The organism is Kitasatospora sp. NPDC048194 (assembly GCF_043202455.1).
Taxonomy (GTDB): Bacteria; Actinomycetota; Actinomycetes; order Streptomycetales; family Streptomycetaceae; genus Kitasatospora.
The window spans coordinates 17,183-36,458 of the sequence record NZ_JBIDAK010000020.1; the positions used below are offsets into that span (position 1 = coordinate 17,183).

The following is a 19,276-nucleotide window of genomic DNA, read 5'->3' on the forward strand; positions in this document are numbered from 1 at the left end:
CGCCGGAGCGGTCACCGCGGCCGCGGGTCCGGCACCAGGTAGCGGTCGCTGGTGCTGGTCCAGAGGTGGACGCCCGCGACCAGCTCCCGGGTGCCGTCCAGGTACCACCGCCCCGCCGGGTGACGGCGGCCCAGCTCGCGGCGCAGCGCCTCGTTTTCCTGCCGGAGCCGGGAGACCCGGGTGCGCACCGCGCGGACGGCCCGGCCGCGGGCGCAGCCGCGGATCCGCTGCAGGGTGAGGACGGTGTTGAAGGCGGCCGCGCTCTGCCGTTCCTCCCGCTCCAGGGAGTAGAGGTCGTTGATCAGCGTGGCCGCGTCGGCGGTGTTGGCCCGCAGGCGGTGCAGCGCGGGCTCCGCGTACAGGTCGGCGGGGATCTCGGCGCCGTGGACCCGTTCCAGTATGTTCATGAACGGATAGACGCAACTGCCGTGGCGGCGCAGCCGCATGGTGTCCGCGAGGCCCAGGGCGAGCGCGGGGACGGTGCCGCGGGCGCGGTGCTCGGCCTCGGCGGGGAACGTGGCCAGGCAGGCCCGCCACTCCTGGGCGGCCCGGTTGCGCCAGGTGGCCGGCATCGAGTCGCTCTGGCGGGCCCAGAGCTCCCGCCAGGCGGTGAGCAGCCGGTCGTCGGCCGGGCCGGCGGTGTCGCCGCCGTCGAGCGCGGCGGTCAGCCGGTCCACCAGGGCGCGGGCTTCGGCGGGGTGGCGCCCGGGCGGCCCGTCGAAGCGGTCGTCCAGGATGGTGAACCAGCCGAGCATGTCGATCAGCAGGTCGAGTTCCGCGCCCCGGACCGCGGGGAAGGCCTGGCCGATCAGCTCGTGCAGCGCGTAGGCCCGGTAGCCGGGCAGCTCGTCGGGGGTGAGCAGGCCGTGGCGGACCGCCCAGTCGGCGTGCCGCTCGGCGGAGGCGTGCAACTCGGAGGGAGCGCGGTGCCGGGCCGGTGCGGCGGGAGCGGCGGTTGGGGCGGCTGGGGCAGTCGGGGAGGAGGCAGGAGCGGCGGCGGTTGGGGCGGCGGTGAACGGACAGCGCGCGGCCGTCGCCCGCGCCCCGTCGACCGCCGTCGCCCGCCGGGCCGCCGGGGCGGCCGCGGGGACCTCCGCCGGCACGGCCGTGCGCGGCGCCAGCCGTACCCGCAGGCCCTGCGCCTGGACGGTGGTCCACACCACCTCCCGGGCCCGCGACCCCGGTAGCGCGACCGGCCGCCAGCGGCGCAGGATCGCCGCCGCCGCGACGGTCAACTCCGCCCAGGCGAAAGCCTCCCCGATGCACTTGTGCTTGCCCGCCCCGAACGGCAGGAAGGACGGCCGTCCGACGCCCCCGGCGTCCTGCCAGCGTTCGGGCCGGAAGGCGAGCGGCTCGGGGTGGCGCACCGGGTCGCGGTGCAGGGCGGTGAGGCTGTAGAGCAGCTCCGTACCGGCCGGGACGCGGTACGGGCCGAGCTCGACCGGCACCCGGGCGGTGCGCATGAGGAAGGCGTTGGGCGCGTGCAGCCGCACCACCTCCTGGGTGACGCTGCGGGTGTACGTGAGCCGCGCGAGCGCCTCCGGGGTGGGGACGGTGCCGGCGGGCAGGTGTTCGTCCAGTTCGGCGAGGAGGCGCGCCTCCACCTCGGGGTGGCGCAGGAGTTCGTCCAGCAGCCAGGTCAGGGTCGTGGAGACGGTCTCCGTGCCGGCGCCGAACATGGTGATCGCCTCGGAGCGGACGTCGGCCTCGGTGAGCGGACGGCCGGTGGCCGGGTCGGTGGCGGCGCGCAGCAGGGTCGGCAGAGTGCCCCCGCGCTCGGTCGGTGTCTGCGAACCGGGCGGCCCGCTACGGCGGTTGACGGCCTGGTCGACGACCCGGTTGAGCACCCGCACGGCGGCGTCGAAGCGGCGGTTGACGGGCAGCGGCAGCCGGGCGAACGCCGGGTGGGGGTAGAGGGACTGGACGATCTGGCCCTTCACCAGGTCCGGCAGCGCCCGGTGGAAGGAGAGGGTGGCGTCCTCGCTGAGCCGGGCGCCGAACAGCGAGCGGGTGACGATCTCCAACGCCAGGTGGTTCATCTCCTTGGCCACGTCGAGCACTTGCCCGGGCCGCCAGCGCCCGGCACGCTCCTCGGTGACGTGGTGCATCACGGCCAGGTACTCGGCCATCCGGTCCGGTCCGAAGGCGGGTTGGATGATCCGGCGGCGGTCGCGGTGGGCCTGGCCCTCGGACATCAGCAGGCCGTCGCCGAAGGCCGTCTTCAGGGTGTCCTGGACGGCGCCGCGCGGACAGTCATGGGCGCGCGCGACCAGCAGGGTGTGGACCAGCCGGGCGTCGGTGACCACGCAGACGGTGCGCGGCCCGAGCCGGATGCGGACCACGCCGCCGTAGCGGGACAGCGAGCCGAGGAAGCCGAGCGGGTCACGCAGCAGGGCGGCAGCGTGGCCGAGGCCGGGGAGCGCGCCGGGGGCGAGCGGGGGGACGGCCGGGCGGCTCGTCGGGGCGGGGGGTGGCGTGGTTCTCGGCGGGACGATCCGTTTCCGTGTCTCTGCCAGCAGGGCATCGGTCAGCAGGTTCATGACACTACCTCTCACCAGAGGGGGGACCGGTGCGGACGGTACCGGGGAAGGGCACCGGGCGGGCCGGCCGGGAGGTGGGGGACCGGCGCGCGCGGACCCCGCGTGCGCCGCTGTGGGAGGGCGCACGTCATGGCAAACGCGCCGGTCTCACGGGCGTTGCGCCGAGCGCGGGCGGATCACTCCAACGGCCGATCGGTGCGAGCATCGGGCCTGACTCCGACACGCCGCGTCGACCTGCGCGGATGTCGCCGCACCGGCGGACGCGCGGGGTGCGCTGGCAGGGCCTTTCGGCCCTCGCCGCGCGGGTGTGCGAGGGCCAGCATGGTGTGCGGAAGAGGAGGGATCTGATGGCCCGTCCGCCCCGTCGTCGTCCCCCGTCATCGCCGCCCGTCGCCCGTGACGGCCACGACGGCCTGATACCGCCGTGTCGGACGGCCCCGACGGGGCAGGAACCCACCTGGCACAGGACTGATCAGAAGGAATCCACCGACTCGGCACGCCACCGACGCCACGACAGGGGACCGGGACCATGGACTGCGACGACGAGGTCATGCTGACCGTCCGGATCACCGCCGCCGAACGGGCCTTGCTGCGGGCCCTGGCGCGCGGCCACGGCGGCGACCTCTCCGACGTGGCGGTCGACGGCCTGCTGGAGGTCGTCCCCGCCCTGTACGACGACGCCTCCGCCCTGCCGCTGCGGCGCGTCCTCGCCCGACCCGCACCCTGCGCGCTGACGCTCTGGCTGCCCGCCCCGGTCGTGGACCTGCTGCCGCTGCTGGGCGAGCGGCTGGCACGCACCGCCGGTCCGGCCGCCCGGCCGGCCAGCGCCGCCCTCTCCGCCGCGCTGCGGCTCTGGCTCGCCGGGGACCGCGCGGTGCTCGCCGCCGGACTGGCCCGCCTGCACGGCGGCTGCGGCGCCGGAACCCCGGCGGCCGGACGGGCCGGGATCACCGTGGCGGCGTGACCCGGAGCCGGTCGCAGCGCTGACCATCACTCACCCTCCGTACACCGACGGCCGGTCAGGGCGCACCCTGTCCCGGCCGGGTCCCTCCTCGGGTGCCTCCCGCCCTCCAATGCCCGGCGGCCCGGCACTTCGAACGCGTTGAAGAATTCCGCAAGAGGTTTCTGTTATTGCCGTCCGTCCCGTCCGCTCTCCGGAGTGTCGGAAGGTCCGGGCGCCCCTCACCACGGGCGCGCGCGGGCCGTCGCACGAGGAAAGGAACGCGATGGGACACCGGAGCAGCGAGCTCCGTCGGCGAAGGCGCCGTCGGCTCACCCGCAGGAGCACCCTGGTCGCCGTGGCGGTGGCGGCCGGACTGGTCGCGGGCACCCTGGGCCTGCGGACGGCGTTCGAGCCGGCGGCCGTGCACGGCGCGGTCGCGGCGGCGGACGCCCAGGCGGACCGGGCCGACGCGGGCACGGACGGCGGCGAGGACGGCGGCCCCGGGGAGACCGGCACCGCCGAGGGCGCCACCAGGGCGCCCGCCCCCAAGCGGGACGAGAAGGCCGCCGCACCCAAGGCGATACCCAAGGACCAGCCCGACCGCGGCCTGGTCTACGCGGGACTGAGCCTGCCCACCGGCGATCGCTGCGGCAACATGCTGGAGGTCACCGGCAGCACCCAGTGCAGCCACGGCCCGGACGTCCCGCCCAAGGACACGGACATCCACAAGGACGTCCCGCCGGTCGCCGCGCCGGCCGCCCAGGCACCCGCGCTCACCCCGGCTCCCAACGCCCAACCGCCGTCCGCCGCCGAGCTGCTGAAGGGCGGCGCGCCCGTCCTGGACGCCACCCAGAAGGCGCTGCTGAGCGACTCCGGCAGCGCGGGAGCCCCGCAGGGCTCGCCGGCCCAGGCCCCGGCCGTCGGCTCGGGGCTGGTCTGCGAGGGTGACGGCAGCAGCGGCAACCGCGTCCAGGTGGTGTACGTGCACACCCCGGGCAACGACCGCTTCGCCCAGTACCTCTCCTCGTTCAGGAAGTGGGCCGCCGACGTCGACGTCATCTACAACGCCAGCGCCCAGGAGACCGGCGGCGTGCGCCACGTCCGCTTCGTCACCGAGTCCGACTGCACCGCCTCGGTGTTGAACGTGCAGATCTCCGACGCCGAGATCCAGGACTTCAACGCGAGCAACCGGGCCCTCGCCGCGCAGGGGTTCAACCGCAAGGACCGCAAGTACATGATGTTCACCGACGCCAAGGTGTACTGCGGCATCGGCACCTTCGCCGGGGACGAGCGCCCGGGCCAGGACAACCTCAGCAACTTCGGCCCCTCGTACGGCCGCACCGACGCCGGCTGCTGGAGCGGCTCCACCGCCGCCCACGAACTCGGCCACAACCTGGGCGCGGTGAACAACAGCGCGCCCAACTCCAGCAAGGCCGGACACTGCACGGACGAGTGGGACATCATGTGCTACTCGGACGCCCCGTACTACCCCCAGATGCGCACCGTCTGCCCGGATCGCGCCCATGACGACCGGCTGGACTGCAACCACGACGACTACTACAACACCAACCCGGCTCCCGGGAGCTACCTCACCACGCACTGGAACGTCGCCAACAACCGCTTCCTCATCGCGGGCAACGGCACCGGCCCGAACCCCACGCCCACCCCGACGCCGACCCCGACTCCGACCGGATCGCCCACCCGCACGCCCTCGCCGTCCCCGACGCCCACCGGCAGCCCCACCGCCACGCCGACCGGGACGCCCTCGCCGACCGCGACCCCGACCACCGGCGGCGGCAACGCCCCCGAGGTGGCGGCCAGTCAGATCACCCAGAACTCCGTGATGCTCAGCTGGACCGCCGTCCCCGGCGCGACCGGCTACGACATCCAGCTGAACGGCCAGACCATCGGCACCGTCCGCTCCACCGTGGTGGGCGTCGTCCGGCTGGCGCCCGACACCTCCTACACCGTGGCCGTCGCGGTCCGCGACGCCGCCGGAGCCGTCGGCAAGCCCGGCCGCGCCGCCACCTTCCGCACCCTCGGCGACGCGGGGCGCCCGCAGCCCGGCACCCACTACACCATGGTCAACGGACTCACCGGCCAGGCCGCCGACCTGTGGGGCAGCTCGATGAACGACGGCACCGTGGCCATCGCCTACCAGCGCACCGGCTACGCCAACCAGAAGTGGACCTTCGAGGACGCCGGGAACGGCGCCGTGCGGATCAAGTCCGTCCGCTCCGGCAAGTGCCTGCAACTCGGCGGCACCGCCGTCGCGGGCCAGTACGTCGCGCAGCAGCCGTGCACCGACACCGCCGCCCAGAACTGGCGGCTGAACGCCGGTGACGGCGGCTTCACCGTCACGGCCGCCGGCTCCGCCCTCGTCCTCGGGCTCAGCGACCGCTGGTACTACGGCGGTTGGCTGCTGGAGTTGCAGCAGCCGAACGGCCGGCCGTACCAGAGCTGGTCACTGCTGAAGACCGCGTAAGCGCGCACGTCCACCGGCCCGGGTGCGGCCGCCGTCATCACTCGACGGCGGCCGCACCCGGCGCCACTGCTCCCAGTACCCGCACCTCACCGCCCGAGGAATGCCCGCCATGCGAACCCGCCAGCTCCTCGCCGCCGTCGCCCTCTCCGCCGCGGCCGTCCTGCCCACCGCCGCACCCGCCGCCGCCCACGGCGACTCCGTCCACCTGGAGGTGACCGGCCAGCAGAACGGGCACGTCAGCACCGAAGCCACCTGGGAGAACGACCACGACCCGGTCACCGAGGAGTTCGCCGGGACGCTCTCCGCGACCGCCGCCGACGGCCGCAGCGTCGGCCCCTGGCGCCTGGTCGCCGTTCCCGGCCACCCGGGCACGTACACCACCCGCGAACTGCTCCCCGCCGGCCACTGGCGGGTGAGCGTCGACTGCGCGTTCCCCTCCCTCGGCCACGGCGAGCGAGAACTCGACGTCGAGGCGGCCGTGATCACCGATCCCGTACCGCCCGGCGCGAGCCCGACCGCCGGGCCCACCCCCGCCGGACCCACCCCCGCGACCGCCGGGCCGACCGCGCCGACGGCGGCCACCGCCGCGACCACCGGGCCCGCCCTCGCGACGGTGGCGGCCACGCCGGCCACGCCGGCCACCGCCACCGGCACCCCCGGCGACGACAGCAGCGACGACGCCACCACCTGGGCCGCCGTCGGCACGGCCGCCGCCGCCGTCCTGCTGGTCGCCGCCGGCTTCCGGCTGCGCCGCCGCACCCGCGGCTGACGGCGAGGGACCTACTTCACGGCCTCGCCGGACTTCGCCCAGTTGTCGTGCAGCCGGTTGAGGTACGACTGCGCCTGCGGGCCGATCTTGACGCCCCGTGCGAAGGCCAGCATGTTGCCCGCGCCCGCGTTGTAGCCGAGGGCCAGCAGCTCGTCCTTGTTCAGCGGCGCGCTCGGCCGGGCGGGCACCTGCCCGGCGAGGTCGTGGAGGTGCCAGGCGGCCGCCCGGATGGCCAGGTCGCGGTCGTCCGGCAGCTCCTCCCACTGGCGGGAGGCGAACGGGCGGCCCGCCTTGGTGTCGTCGAAGGCGGCCCGGTGCATGTTGGCGATGCCGAAGGAGGCGTCGGGCTTGCCGCGCTGCCAGGCCCGTTCGAGGTCCGGATCGTGCGGCTTGTACGACTCGTTGTAGAGGACCGCCATCAGCAGCTGCGGGTCGATCCCGGCCTCGGCGGCGTACCTGCGCACCGGCGCGGCGTAGTCGGCCGGGTCGTAGCGGCCGGAGGGCTTGGACGGCGCGGCCGAGGGAGCGTCGGCGGCGGGCGCTCCGGACTGCGCCCCGGACGGCGCCGTGCCACCCGGGGCGGAGGGGGACGGCGTCGAGGAGGCCGCGGTGTCGTGGCCGCCGCCGCGGACGAGGCCCCAGCCGACCGCGACCAGGACGCCGATGACGAGCCAGCGCCCCCAGCGCGACCCCTTCTGTTCCTCGCTCACCGCTTCCGGCTCCTCCCCGTCCGCCCGCACCGTCGTTCGTCCGTCGTACAGCCGATCCTGCCCCGTGGAGCCCGTTCGGCGCTCTTCCCGTCCTCGTCAGGGTCGCACAGGACGTCCTCCGCCTCCTCGGCACCGGTGCCGATCCGCCCGCCGTCACCTGCGCCCGGGCGCCCGTCCGCGGCCCCGCCAGCCCGCCGGACGCCGCCCCGGCCCGTCGCCGTGCCCGGAGGCGCAGCCGGTCGCCGTGTCCGCGAGGTTCCTCGAACGCCCGAAGACGGTGACGCACTGCTCCCCTGGCGCGTTCCTGTTGATGTGCCGACACAGCGTGGATCATGGTCATCCCGACGACGGCCCACCGGGCCGTGCGCTCCTGCAGGATGACGGTGGGTGACTTTGCTGGAATGGGTTCCGTGTGCTCCGGCCCGGCTTCCGCCGGCCCGGAGAAGTCGGGACCGCCGCAGGACGGAAGGCGTCCCGGCACGTGCGGTGGCGTGGTCGCGCCGCCGCAGCCGAAACGATCGAGGGAAGTGCGCATGGCCGGCCAGCGGGCGAGAACGCCGTACCAGGACGCGGGGACCCGCTCCGAGGAACCCGCCGTTCCCGCCCAGCGCTCCCCGGCGGCCGGCGGCGGCACGCCCGACCGGGCCGGGGGTGGCCGCGCCCAGCGCGGCGCGGCCTCGCGCCGGCGGCCGCAGGCCCGCCGACTCGGCGGACGGCTCGCGGCCCTGGCGGCCGTCGGGCTGCCCCTGCTCGGCGCGGTCGCGGACGAGCTGGGCGGCCCCGGCGTCGGTGTCCTCTTCGCGGTCGGCGCGGTGCTCGGCACGGCCGCCGCGGCCGCGCTGTGCGGCCCGGCCGGGCGGTGGTGGGTCCTCACCGGCGCCCCCATCGTGGTGCTGCTCACGGCCTCGGGCGTCGAGCACCTGTCGAATCCCGACCGGTACCGGGGGAAGGCCGTCGGCACCGGCGCGGTGCGCTGGGTGGTCGGGGCGTTCCCGGTGATGGCGGAGGCGTTGACCGCCGCGCTGCTGGTCATCGTGGTGCGGACCGTGCTCGACCGGCGCCGACCCGGCAGGGCCGCCGCCCCCAGCGGAAGGAGCCGCCGTGGCTGATCGCGGCCACCATCCCCGCCCCCGGCCCCACCCGCGCCCGCGCGCCCGCGGCCGGACGCCGCGCGGCCCCGCCCCGCTGACCGTCGCCGGCCGCACCCTCGCCTGCACCGTGTCGATCGCCGTGCTCGGCGCCAGCGGGTTCACCTGGTACGAGTACCGCAGCCTGGACGACGGCATGATCAAGTCCACCGCGCTGAGCGAGGCCAAGAAGAACGCACCGCGCCACCTGGACAAGTCCGTCAACCTGCTGCTGATCGGCCTCGACAGCCGCAAGGACATGGACGGCAACGACCTGCCCAAGCAGTTCGTGGAGGACGAACTGCACGCCGGATCGAGCGAGATCGGCGGCTACAACACCAATGCCCTGATCGTGCTGCACATCCCCGCCAACGGCGGGAAGGTCGCCGCCCTGTCCGTCCCGCGCGACGACTACGTGCAGACCGTCGGCGCCGACGGCAGGATGCACAAGATCAAGGAGGCCTACGGCATCGCCAAGGAGGCCGCCGAGGCGAAGCTCGCGGGCAAGGGCCTGTCCAAGGCGGAACTGGAGAGGCAGAGCCGCGAGGCCGGCCGCTCGGCCACCATCCAGACCGTGCAGAGCTTCCTGGACGTCCCGATCGACCACTTCGCGGAGGTCAACCTGATCGGCTTCTACGACATCGCCAAGGCGGTCGAGCCGATCCAGGTCTGCCTCAACCACCCGGTCGACGATCCGATCGTCGCCCGCACCGCCACCCACGAGGGCGGCGGCACCGGCCTCAAGCTGCCCGCCGGGATCAGCTCGCTCTCGGCGGCCCAGGCCCTGTCCTTCGTCCGCCAGCGCCACCACCTCACCAACGGCGACCTCGACCGCACCCACCGGCAGCAGGCGTTCATCTCCTCCGTCGAGTACAAGCTCAAACAGCAGGGCATCCTCAACGACTTCGGGCAGATGCAGCGGCTGTTCGGGGTGGTGAAGAAGGACGTCGTCATCGACGACGAGTGGAACATCCTCGACTTCGCCCAGCAGGCGCCCAACCTCACCGGCGGCAACGTCGAGTTCAACACCCTCCCGATCACCGGGTTCAAGACCGTCGGCGGGCAGGAGGTCAACACCGTCAACCCGGACCTGATCAAGAAGATCGTCCAGCAGCTGTTCAACCGCGAACCGGTGCCGGCGGCCCCGGCCGCAGCGCCCAGCGCGACGCCGAGCGCGGCCCCGGGGGAGCAGACCGCCGCCCCCAGGTCCGTGGTCGACGTCAACGCGGCGGCGGGCGCGGGTGCGGCCTCCACCGAGTCCAAGGCGCTCGCCGACCTCGGCTTCCAGGCGGGGAGGATCGGTGACGCCCCGGCGCGGACCCGGGCCACGACGGTGGCGTACGGCAGCGGGGCCAAGGCCGACGCCCAGCAGATCGCCGCCCGCTACGCGGTCACCGCCGTCCCGTCCTCCGCCGTCCCGGCCGGGCACGTCGTGGTCACCCTCGCCGCTCCCCGGACTCCGACGTCCGCTCCGGCGGCGCCCACTGCGGGCACGGCGCCCGACGGCTCCACCGACCCGACCGCGGGGCTGCCGATGCAGGGCCCGGCCGTGAAGGCGGGCGGGATCCCCTGCGTGGACTGAGGGCGGGCACCCCGGGCACGCGCCCCGGCCGGGCCGAGGGAACGTGCCCGGCCCGCCCGCCCGCCCGCCCGTCCGTCCCGGCAGGGCGATCACCTCGTCCACGACGCGGGGTCACGTCACGGCTTCTGGCGAGGGGGCGGTCGGTCACGGGCGGGGAGCCTTCGCACCGTGGACGGCGCGGTACTCGGCGGCCAGCCAGGGCCCGAGGTCGTCGACGAGCGCGGCGAGGGCTGCCCGGTCGGTGGTCGGCGTGCGGGCGATCGCGGCGGCGAGGCGCATCTGGGCGGCGCGGCCGGGGTAGTAGCCGGCGAACACCTCGGCGGAGGCCGCCAGATCGCTGGTCCAGCCGCCCCAGCGGGGCATCACCAGGGTGAAGCCGGTCCGGACCAGCCGACGGGATACGGCGCGGCCGAGGAGCCGGAGTTCGGCGTCGGAGCCGGCGGCCGCCAGCCGGTCGCGCCAGCCGGGGAGCGCGAGCGCGAGGTCGCCGTTGGTCTCCCGGGCGAGCAGGGAGCCCGGCCGGTAGCGGGGGAGCCGCCCGGCGAGGTCCGGGCCGAGCAGCGGCGTGCACAGGCAGGCGACGAACCAGCCCAGGTCGTGGCGCTCCAGGTCGCTCAGCAGCGTGCCGGTGGAGAACAGGAGCACTCCGACGCCGTCGACCTGGGGGAAGGTGGCGTCCAGACCGGCCTCCAGCGCGTCGGCCTCGGCGCGGTCGCCGGCGGTGGGCTCGTGGTGCAGGGCGAGCAGCAGGTCGAGGTCGGAGACGCCGGGGACCGCGGTGCCGCGCGGGACGCTGCCGTACAGGTAGGCGCTGTGCAGCCGTGCCGGGTCGAACGCGGCGGCGATCCGCTCCCGGGCGGTGTCGACCACCGGCGCGAACGCCGCGGACACCCGCGCCAGGGAGCCCTCCCGTGCGATGTACCCGTCCTGGTCCAGTCCCCTCGTGATCATGACGGCACTCTGCCCGTCCGACGCGCCGTCGGCCAGCGAATAACGCGGGTGGCCGCTGCGGCCGGCGGCCGGTCGGGTGTCAGTGGGGTGTGCGAGCATCCCTGGCACACCGACAGGAACGGGGGGCGGCATGAACAGGTGCAGCATCGGCCACGTCGACGACGGCGCCGCGCCGGACGCCGTGGTCGGCCTCGACTGCGCGGCGCGGCACGGGCGGGCGCGGCGTCCCGGCACACGGGACCGGGCGCGGGACCGGGCACGTGGCCGGAGACGGGGCGGGACACGGGTTCCCGCGGACGTCCGGGCGCTCGGGCCGAAGGGCGCCGGGGTGCGGCTGCGCTGAGGCGCGCCGCTGCCACCGGCCGCGGGCGGACGGTGGCAGCGGGGTCGTCGGGCGCGGTCAGGAGGTCGCGGTGGCCGTCGACGGGCACGGCGGCAGGGTCGACGGTGTCGGCGGCTGTGTGGTCGCGCAGGTCGCGGTCGGCGTCTTCGGCGCGGTGGCGGTCGTCGTTCCGGCGGCCGTGGTGGTGGTGGTCTGCCCGGTCGGTGACTTGGTGGTCGTCGAGCCGGAGGCGGAGGAGGCGCCCGTCGTCGCGGTCGTCCCCGACGGCTTGGTCGAACCGGTCGAGGCCGAGGCCGACCCGGTCCCCGTCGAGGCGCCCGAGGACGTCGCGCCGGAGGACGTCGCGCCGGAGGACGTCGCGCCGGATGAGGTCGCACCCGAGGTGCTCGCCGAGCCGGATCCGGACGTGGCGCCCGACGTCGAGGCACCCGCCGACGGCGTGCCCATCTGCCACGGAGCCGGCGGCGGGATCCCCGGTACCAGGGGTCCCTTGGGCGGCGCCACGCCCTTGTCCACCACCTCGGCCCGCCCGGTCAGCCGGGCGAACCAGCCGCCGGTCTGGACGTCGACCAGGACGAGCTCGGTCACCGGCTGCGGCGCCGGGACGACGACGATCAGCGAGGCCGGCTGGAAGCCCGGCCACGGCTTCCCGACGTACTTGGCGCCGGACACCAGCGCCGGCGGCTTCAGCGGGTTGCCGCAGGAGCAGCGCACCCGCGGCACGCCCTGGGCGTCCACCAGCACGGCCGTGCCGGCCTGGAGCGCGGACTGGTACTCCGTCACCATGCCGCTCTTGTAGCTGTGGTTGGTCACCCGGGTGTCCACCCGCAGGTACGCCGAGGTCAGCGAGCGCAGGTAGGACGGGATCGCGGACTGCTCGATGCCCGCGGCGGAGGCCCAGGCCCGGCCCTTGTCGCCCGCGGAGACCATGGTGATCAGTCGCTCGGTGTCGCAGCTCGGCTTGGACATCGTTCCCGCGTAGAGCCCCTCGGAGGTGCCCTTGACGCTGTGCAGGGCGGCGGGGGACGTGCTATGGCCGCCCTGTCCGGTCTGCTGCGTCCGGGAGCTCGTCGGGGCCGCGGGCGATGCGGTCACCGGGGTGGTTTCCACCGAAGGGGTGAACGGATCCGGCCCGGGGTCGGCCGGAGTCTGCAGCGCCACCTCGTTGGCGGTCGGCACCGTCTCGGTCTTGCTCCCGCCGCCCTGGTTGCTGACGATCAGCACGGTCGCCACCACCGCGGCCGCCAGCGTGGCCGCGGCCGCCGCCAGGCCCCTGCCGGAGCGCCACCACGGCCTGCGCGGACCACCACCGCCGGTGCTGCCGTCCCCGCCGCCCGAGGGCGGCCCGGCCGGCCCCGAGGGGCCGGAGGGCGGTGGGGGTACGGACGGCGGTCCGGCCGCACCGCCACCCGAAGGGGGCCCGGCCAGGGGGCCGGACGGGGGACCGGAGGGCGGCCCGAACGGCGGCTCGCTCGGCGGACCGGAGGGAGGCGGTTGGGAACTCATCGAGGCTCCGTTTCGCAGGCGGCCGGCGGAACGGCCGGCACGGGAAGCTCCTGCCATGGGCTTTCCTTTCTCCCCCGGAGCCCCGTCCGCCGCAACAGCAGGTGCGCGCGCGGTCGCCGAGCGTGCCCCCCGGCCGTCGGTCAGGCTGGGAACCGGCACCCGGCACCGGCACCCACGAACCGGCACCCCGGGGCCGAACGGACCCGCTCGGCCAGAGGAGGCGACATGCAGCAGCCCACATCCCGGGCCGCCGGCCCGTCCGGCGCCGTCCGCGGCTGGCTCGACGCGCTCGCCGTCGTGCTGGCCGGCCTGGTCGCGATGGCGGCGGTCGCCGCGCTCGGCCTCTGGCTGGCCGGCGCCGACGACCTCCCCGAGGGCGGCTTTCCACCCGTCCTCGCCGCCACCATGGCGCTCGCCGTCGGCGGTTCCGTCCAACTCGACGGCGCGGCGGGCGGTTTCGCCGCCGTGGACGCCGGGGTCACCGCGATGCCGCTCACCGTGTCGGTGGTCGGCGCGGTGGCGATGGCCGAGGTGTTCCTGCGCCAACTGCGCTTCCGGGCGGTGGCCGGGGGAGGCGAACTGCTGGGCCGGATCGCCCGGACGGTGCTGCTGTGGCTGCTCGCCCTGGTGCTGATCACCGTCGTCGCGAGGCACACCTTCACGGTGCCGCTCGGCGGCAGCCTCGCCCAGACCATCGGCAACGCGCTCGGACTCACCCCGCAGGTCGGCTTCCACGCGGAGGCCGCGACCACCATCGGCATCGGACTGGCCTGGCTGCTGCTGGTGCTCGCCGCCGTCTTCGCGGTGTCCCGGCGGGCGCCGCTGCCCGGTGCCCTGCTGCGCTACCAACTCGCCGTCCGTCCACCCGCCTTCGCGCTCTGGGCGGTGCTGCTGGCGTACCTGGCGATCGGCGCGGTGGTCGGCGTGGTCACCGCGATCGTGCACGGCAACGCCCGGCAGACCCTGGCCGTGGTGGTGCTCGCGCTGCCCGACCTGGCCTGGCTGGCCTTCGGGCTCGGACTCGGGGCCCAATGGCAGGGGAGACTGACCGGCGCGCTGGGCCTGCCCGTCCCGCGACCGCTCAGTTCGGTGCTGCGCGCCCCGAACGGGCAGCAGGCGACGGTCGACCTCGGCACCCTCGCCGACCACGACCCGAGGAGCTGGTGGCTGCTGCCGGTGGCCGCCGTCCTGCTGCTCGCCGCCGCGTTCCTCGCCGCCCACCGCTCCCCGCGCACCGTCCGGCTCTGGCAGCACGCGGTCCGCTTCGCCCTGGCCACGGCCGTCACGGTGCTGCTGGTCGGCCTGTGGACCAGGGTCGACGCCGACTACGGGCTCTCCGTCCTGGGCGTCGGCCTCGGCCAGGGCGGTCTGGCCGACCTGCTCGGTACGGTGCTCGGCGGCAGCAATCCGCTGGCCGGGCTGGGCAGCGGCAGTCTGACGCTGCGCCCGGTGCTGTGGACGGCCGTCCCGCTCGCGGCGGGCTGGGGGCTGGTCACCGGCGCACTGGGCGCGCTGCTGGCGGCCCGGTTCCGGCACCTCGGCGAGGTGCCGGAGGCCGGTGCGGAGGCCGGCCGCTGAACGGCGCACCGGGGGCGGTCGGACGGCCTCGGCGGTGCGGAGGCCGCCTGCTGTACCGCCCGCCGGAGGCGGTCAGACGGCCTCGGCGATCAGGATGACCGCCGCCGGGAGGGCCTGGCCGAGGGCGCCGCGCCACAGCTTCGGCTCCGAGACGAACAGGGTGATCCCGCCGGCCACCATGAACGCGCCGACGTAGACGATGACCGCCCGCCCCGACCCGGCGTGGCCGGTGTGCAGCAGCACCAGGCCGGCCACCAGGCCGAGGGCCAGGAACAGGTTGTAGAAGCCGACGTTGAAGCGCCACAGCCGGACCTCCGGGGCGTCCGCCGTGCTGCCGGTCAGCAGGTAGCGCACCCGCGGGTGGCCGTACAGGTAGCTCTCCAGCGGCCAGACCACCAGGTGGATCGCGGCGGCGAGCATGGCGAAGACCTGGCTCACGGCGTTCATCGTCAGGGCTCCCTCTCGGTCGCGGTGCGGCTCCGGGTTCAGTCCCGGGGTGCCGGGTGGACCACCGGTGCGGCCCAGGCGGGCGGCTCGGGCACCGGCGCGACGCCCCGGTCGGGCACCGGGACGACCTGGGTCGGCGGCCCGGCCCCGGCCCAGGGAGCGGGGATGGCCGAAGCCCGCAGCTCGGCGACGAACTGCAGGCAGTCGGCGTACCGCTCGTCGGGCGTCTTGGCGAGGGCCCGGGCGACGACCGCCTCGACCGCCGGCGAGAGGTCCGGCCGGTGCTCGCGCAGGACGGGCGGCTGTTCGTTGAGGTGCGCCCAGAGCAGGGCGAGGTCACTCTCCCGGCGGAACGGCGGGGTGCCGGCGAGCATCTCGAAGACCACGCAGCCGAGGCCGTACTGGTCGCAGCGCCCGTCCAGCGCTCTGCCGGAGATCTGCTCGGGAGCCGCGTAGTCGAGCGTCCCCACGATCTGGCCGACGCTGGTCAGCCCGCTGAGCGACAGCGACTTCTTGGTGAGGCCGAAGTCCGCCAGGTACAGGTGCTCGGGGTGCTCGCTGTCCGTTCCGGCGGCGACCAGCACGTTGCCCGGCTTGACGTCCCGGTGCACCAGGCCGCGGCCGTGCGCCGCGTCCAGCGCGGAGGCGATCTGCAGGGCCAGCCGGGCGGCGCGTTCGACGGGGAGCGGGCCGTCCCGGTTCATCAGGGTGCGTAGGTCACCGCCCTCGACGTAGCGCATCGCGAGGTAGAGGATGCCCTCGTGCTCGCCCGCCTCGAAGACCGGGATGATGTGCGGGTGGTCGATCGCCGCGGCCGCCTCCGACTCGTGCATGAAGCGCCGGCGGAAGACCTCGTTGCGGGCCAGCTCGGGGGCCAGCAGCTTGACCGCGACGGTCCGGCCGAGCCGCAGGTCCTTGGCCCGGTAGACCACGGCCATCCCGCCGCGTCCGATCTCGCTCTCCAGCCGGTAGCCGGCGACCTTGCGTCCGACCAGTCCGGCGGGCAGGGCGGCTGCGGTGCTCCGGGAGGCGGTCACGGGTCGCCGGTCCGGGTGGGTGCGTACGGGCCGTACGCCGGGGCGGGCGAGGGCGAGGGCGAGGGCGAAGGCGAGGGCGAAGGTGCGGTGGCCGGTCGCGGGCTCGGCCGGTCGGTGGAGGCGTACGTCTGGAGCTGCAGCCCGTCGCAGTAGCACCAGCGGTCGTGCACGGGGTCGAACACCCAGAGCGCCTCGCCGTCCGCCACCAGGCCGAGCCGCAGACCGCGCGTCCGCTCCCGGAAGGACTCCAGGTCCAGGCTGCCCGCCGCGAGGTCCTCCAACAGGGCGCGGTAGCGGGCCAGCGCCGTCTCCGCCTCGGCGAGGGCCGGGCGCGGGTCGGCCGTCCGGGCGGGCGGGGCGCCGGCCGCGGGCGGCGGCTGGGGGAGGGCGACCAGCAGGCGGGCGTCCACCCAGGTGGTCCAGCCGTTGGAGCAGAGCACCTGGGCCCAGTCGCCCTGGCCGGCGATGAGCCGCAGCGGGAGCAGCGGGTCGAGCCGGGCGGAGGGCCGTGCCGGATCCGGGGCCGCCCAGGTCGCCATCCCGGTCGGCGGGGCGACGTGGGTGGGGCGGAACGCGAACTCGTCCATGGGCGGCACTTCCTCCGCCGCGCGACCCGGCCGTCGGACGGCCGGACCCCCGCCGTGCGCGGCACGACTGCACAGGTCGATTTCCACTCTACCGGCGGGTGCCGGGCGCCACCCGGCGCGCTCCCGCCGCCCCGTCCGGAGCGCCTCGCGCCCGCCGCTCCTTCCTCGTCACGGCGGGCTCACTTCCGCATCACGGCGGGCTCGTGCCGCCGCAGCAGGAACAGCACCAGCAGTCCGTAGGCGGCCGAGAGGGCGGGCAGCACCGCGATGTCCCGCAGCCAGCCGGCCCGCTCGGGGCGGAACATCGGGTCCGCGGTGAGCGGGGTCGGGAAGGAGAGCGCGCGCAGGTCGACGGTGCGGGCCATCGCCGACAGACCCCAGCGGGACGGCACCAGCCAGGCGACCTGTTCCAGACCGGGCACGCCGTGGAGTTTGAGCATCAGGCCGCTGAAGACGATCTGCACCACGGAGAGCAGCACCAGCAGCGGCATGGTGGCCTCCTCCTTGGCCACCAGCGCCGAGACCAGCAGCCCGAGCATCATCGCCGAGAAGGCGAGCAGGCCGACCGCGATGATCAGCTCCGGCAGCCGGGGCATCACCACCCCGGTGGTCAGCGCCGGCGGGCTGCCGGGCGGCAGCCGCGGTTCGATCCGCACCCCGGCCAGTCCGACGACGGTGAGCACCGCCGCCTGAGCGACCGTGATCGCGCCCAGCACCACCACCTTGGACACCAGGTAGGCCGATCTGGACAGGCCCACCACCCGCTCCCGCCGGTAGATGGCCCGTTCCTTGACCAGCTCGCGCACCGAGTTCGCCGAGCCGGTCAGCAGGCCGCCGATGCAGAGGGTGAGCAGGCAGTTGATCGCGTTGTCCTGGCTGATCCGGGTGCCCGCGATCACCCGGCACATCAGGCCGATGATGAAGGGCAGCGCGATCATCACGGTGAGGAACAGCCGGTCTGCGGCGAGCACGGCGGTGTACCGGCGCACCAGGGTGCCGAGTTGGGACAACCAGCCCTGGGGCTTCTCCGGCCCGATCCCGGGCTCGGCCCGCCCCTGGTCCGGCGGCGCGGGGGCGGGCAGCTGCGCCGCGGGCACGGACTCCGAGGCGACGTAGCGGGCGTACAGCGGGGAGGCCCGGAAGCGCTGCTGCCAGGCGGCGTGGTCCTCGTTCTCGAAGGCCTCGAAGGCCTCCGGCCACTCGTCGAAGCCGAAGAACCCGAGCGCCTCGCCCGGTGGCCCGTAGTACGCCGTGCGGCCACCCGGGGCGAGCACCAGCAGGCGGTCGCAGACGCTCAGGCTCAGCACGCTGTGGGTCACCACGACAACCGTCCGCCCGTCGTCGGCCAGTCCGCGCAGCATGTGCATCACCGAGCGCTCCATGCCCGGGTCCAGGCCCGAGGTCGGCTCGTCCAGGAACAGCAGCGAGGGCTTGGTGAGCAGCTCCAGCGCCACGCTGACCCGCTTGCGCTGCCCGCCGGAGAGGCTGGCGATCACCTGGTCGGCCCGGCTCTCCAGTCCCAGTTCCCGGATCACCTCCAGCACCCGGGCCTCGCGTTCGTGGGCGGCGGTGTCGCCGGGGAAGCGCAGCTCGGCGGCGTAGGACAGGGCGCGGCGGACGGTCAACTGGGTGTGCAGGATGTCGTCCTGCGGGACGAGGCCGATCCTGCGGCGCAGTTCGGCGTAGTCGCGGTAGAGGTCCCGGCCGTCGTACAGCACGGTGCCCTGGTCGGCGGGGCGCAGCCCGGTGAGCGCGTTGAGCAGGGTGGACTTGCCCGCGCCGCTCGGGCCGGCCACCGCGAGCAGCGCCTTCTCGGCGAGCGGGAAGCTGACGTCGTCCAGCAGTACCCGGTGGTCCGGGCCGACCCGGACGACCAGGTGCTGGACGTCCAGCGAGATCTCGCCGGTGTCGGTGTACTCGACCAGTCGGCCGTCGGCCAGGCAGAGCGCCGAGTGGCCGATGCCGACGACGTCCGCCGGGCCGACCCGCGCCCGCTTGACCGGGGTGCCGTTGAGGTAGGTGCCGTTGTGGCTGTCCAGGTCGACGATCTCCTGGCCGCCGTCCGGGAGTTCGCGCAGCTCGGCGTGGTGCCGGGAGACCACCAGGTCGTCCAGGACCAGGTCGTTGTCCTCCGCGCGGCCGATCCGCACGGTGCGGCCCGGCAGGGGGAGGACGGCGCTCGGGCTGCGGAAGACGGCGGAGGACTGCGGGGCGAGCAGCACGGTGCGCTCGCCCGGGCGGGCCGCGGGCTCCGCACCGGGGGCAGCCCCGGGAAGCCCGGCGAAGGTGGCGGACGGGCCGGTGGCCGGATCGCCGAACCGCAACCGGGTGCCGGGGCCGACGTCCTCGCGGACGATCCGGTGGCCCTGGTCGTAGGTGCCGTTGGTGCTGCCGACGTCCTCGAGCAGCCAGTGGCCGTCGTCGGCGCGCAGCACCGCGTGGTGCCAGGAGACCCGGGGGTCGTCCAGGACGATCTCGCTGGTCGGGTCGCGGCCGAGGTGGTAGGCCCGGGTCGGATCGATGAGCCGGGAGTCGCGGTCGGTGACCAGCACGAGGGGCGGCGCGGTGGGCGCGCCTGGGCGCTCTCCCATGATGCGTAGTCTATCGCCGCCCGGGCGGAACGGCCTTGTCGGGCCGGGGGATTGGACTGGACCACTGGGAAGGGGCGGCA

At 75.2% G+C, this 19,276-nt stretch carries 14 protein-coding genes; 6 read left to right on the top strand and 8 right to left on the bottom strand.

Annotated features, from left to right (window positions below):
* Positions 1–11: 11 nt before the first annotated feature.
* Positions 12–2,540, bottom strand: coding sequence for a cytochrome P450 (locus ACGF07_RS23105; protein WP_392901621.1), 2,529 nt, complete (start codon positions 2,538–2,540; stop codon positions 12–14).
* Positions 2,541–3,069: 529 nt separating this feature from the next.
* Here ACGF07_RS23105 and ACGF07_RS23110 point away from each other — a divergent pair.
* The 3 genes from ACGF07_RS23110 to ACGF07_RS23120 all read left to right on the top strand — a co-directional run bounded on the left by ACGF07_RS23110 (position 3,070) and on the right by ACGF07_RS23120 (position 6,737).
* Positions 3,070–3,504: a hypothetical protein gene (locus tag ACGF07_RS23110; protein WP_392901623.1), complete on the top strand. Its 435-nt coding sequence runs from the start codon at positions 3,070–3,072 to the stop codon at positions 3,502–3,504.
* 262 nt (positions 3,505–3,766) lie between these two features.
* Complete coding sequence (locus ACGF07_RS23115) at positions 3,767–5,968, top strand: RICIN domain-containing protein (RefSeq protein WP_392901625.1); 2,202 nt, start codon at positions 3,767–3,769, stop codon at positions 5,966–5,968.
* A 109-nt stretch (positions 5,969–6,077) separates the two neighbouring features.
* A complete protein-coding gene (locus ACGF07_RS23120; protein ID WP_392901626.1) occupies positions 6,078–6,737 on the top strand; it encodes a hypothetical protein in 660 nt (219 codons plus the stop codon).
* A gap of 11 nt (positions 6,738–6,748) precedes the next feature.
* Here the strand turns inward: ACGF07_RS23120 and ACGF07_RS23125 are convergent, their stop codons facing one another.
* On the bottom strand, positions 6,749–7,447 hold the full coding sequence (locus ACGF07_RS23125; protein WP_392901628.1) for a lytic transglycosylase domain-containing protein: 699 nt from the start codon (positions 7,445–7,447) through the stop codon (positions 6,749–6,751).
* Positions 7,448–7,980: 533 nt separating this feature from the next.
* On the opposite strand from ACGF07_RS23125, the gene ACGF07_RS23130 reads away from it, so the two are divergent.
* The gene (locus ACGF07_RS23130; protein WP_392901630.1) at positions 7,981–8,556 is read left to right on the top strand and encodes a DUF6542 domain-containing protein; all 576 of its coding nucleotides are present in this window, start codon (positions 7,981–7,983) and stop codon (positions 8,554–8,556) included.
* A complete protein-coding gene (locus ACGF07_RS23135; RefSeq protein WP_350738473.1) occupies positions 8,549–10,156 on the top strand; it encodes an LCP family protein in 1,608 nt (535 codons plus the stop codon). The genes ACGF07_RS23130 and ACGF07_RS23135 overlap by 8 nt, the downstream gene beginning before the upstream one ends.
* A gap of 144 nt (positions 10,157–10,300) precedes the next feature.
* Here the strand turns inward: ACGF07_RS23135 and ACGF07_RS23140 are convergent, their stop codons facing one another.
* Together ACGF07_RS23140 and ACGF07_RS23145 are read right to left on the bottom strand one after the other, a co-directional pair.
* Positions 10,301–11,107 carry a nucleotidyltransferase gene (locus tag ACGF07_RS23140; protein WP_392901632.1) on the bottom strand — a complete coding sequence of 269 codons (807 nt, stop codon included), beginning with the start codon at positions 11,105–11,107 and terminating at the stop codon, positions 10,301–10,303.
* Between the two features lie 400 nt (positions 11,108–11,507).
* A complete protein-coding gene (locus ACGF07_RS23145; RefSeq protein ID WP_392901634.1) occupies positions 11,508–12,674 on the bottom strand; it encodes a DUF6777 domain-containing protein in 1,167 nt (388 codons plus the stop codon).
* A gap of 507 nt (positions 12,675–13,181) precedes the next feature.
* Here ACGF07_RS23145 and ACGF07_RS23150 point away from each other — a divergent pair.
* The gene (locus ACGF07_RS23150; RefSeq protein ID WP_392901636.1) at positions 13,182–14,534 is read left to right on the top strand and encodes a streptophobe family protein; all 1,353 of its coding nucleotides are present in this window, start codon (positions 13,182–13,184) and stop codon (positions 14,532–14,534) included.
* Between the two features lie 72 nt (positions 14,535–14,606).
* Here ACGF07_RS23150 and ACGF07_RS23155 read toward each other — a convergent pair whose 3' ends face one another.
* The 4 genes from ACGF07_RS23155 to ACGF07_RS23170 form a co-directional block, all read right to left on the bottom strand.
* The gene (locus ACGF07_RS23155; protein ID WP_392901638.1) at positions 14,607–14,981 is read right to left on the bottom strand and encodes a DUF1304 domain-containing protein; all 375 of its coding nucleotides are present in this window, start codon (positions 14,979–14,981) and stop codon (positions 14,607–14,609) included.
* 38 nt (positions 14,982–15,019) lie between these two features.
* Positions 15,020–16,018: a serine/threonine-protein kinase gene (locus ACGF07_RS23160; protein ID WP_392901640.1), complete on the bottom strand. Its 999-nt coding sequence runs from the start codon at positions 16,016–16,018 to the stop codon at positions 15,020–15,022.
* Entirely contained in the window at positions 16,015–16,605 is a 591-nt protein-coding gene (locus ACGF07_RS23165; RefSeq protein WP_392901642.1) for a hypothetical protein, read from the bottom strand. The genes ACGF07_RS23160 and ACGF07_RS23165 overlap by 4 nt, the downstream gene beginning before the upstream one ends.
* Before the next feature lie 179 nt (positions 16,606–16,784).
* Positions 16,785–19,196: an FHA domain-containing protein gene (locus tag ACGF07_RS23170; RefSeq protein ID WP_392901644.1), complete on the bottom strand. Its 2,412-nt coding sequence runs from the start codon at positions 19,194–19,196 to the stop codon at positions 16,785–16,787.
* Positions 19,197–19,276: the final 80 nt, after the last annotated feature.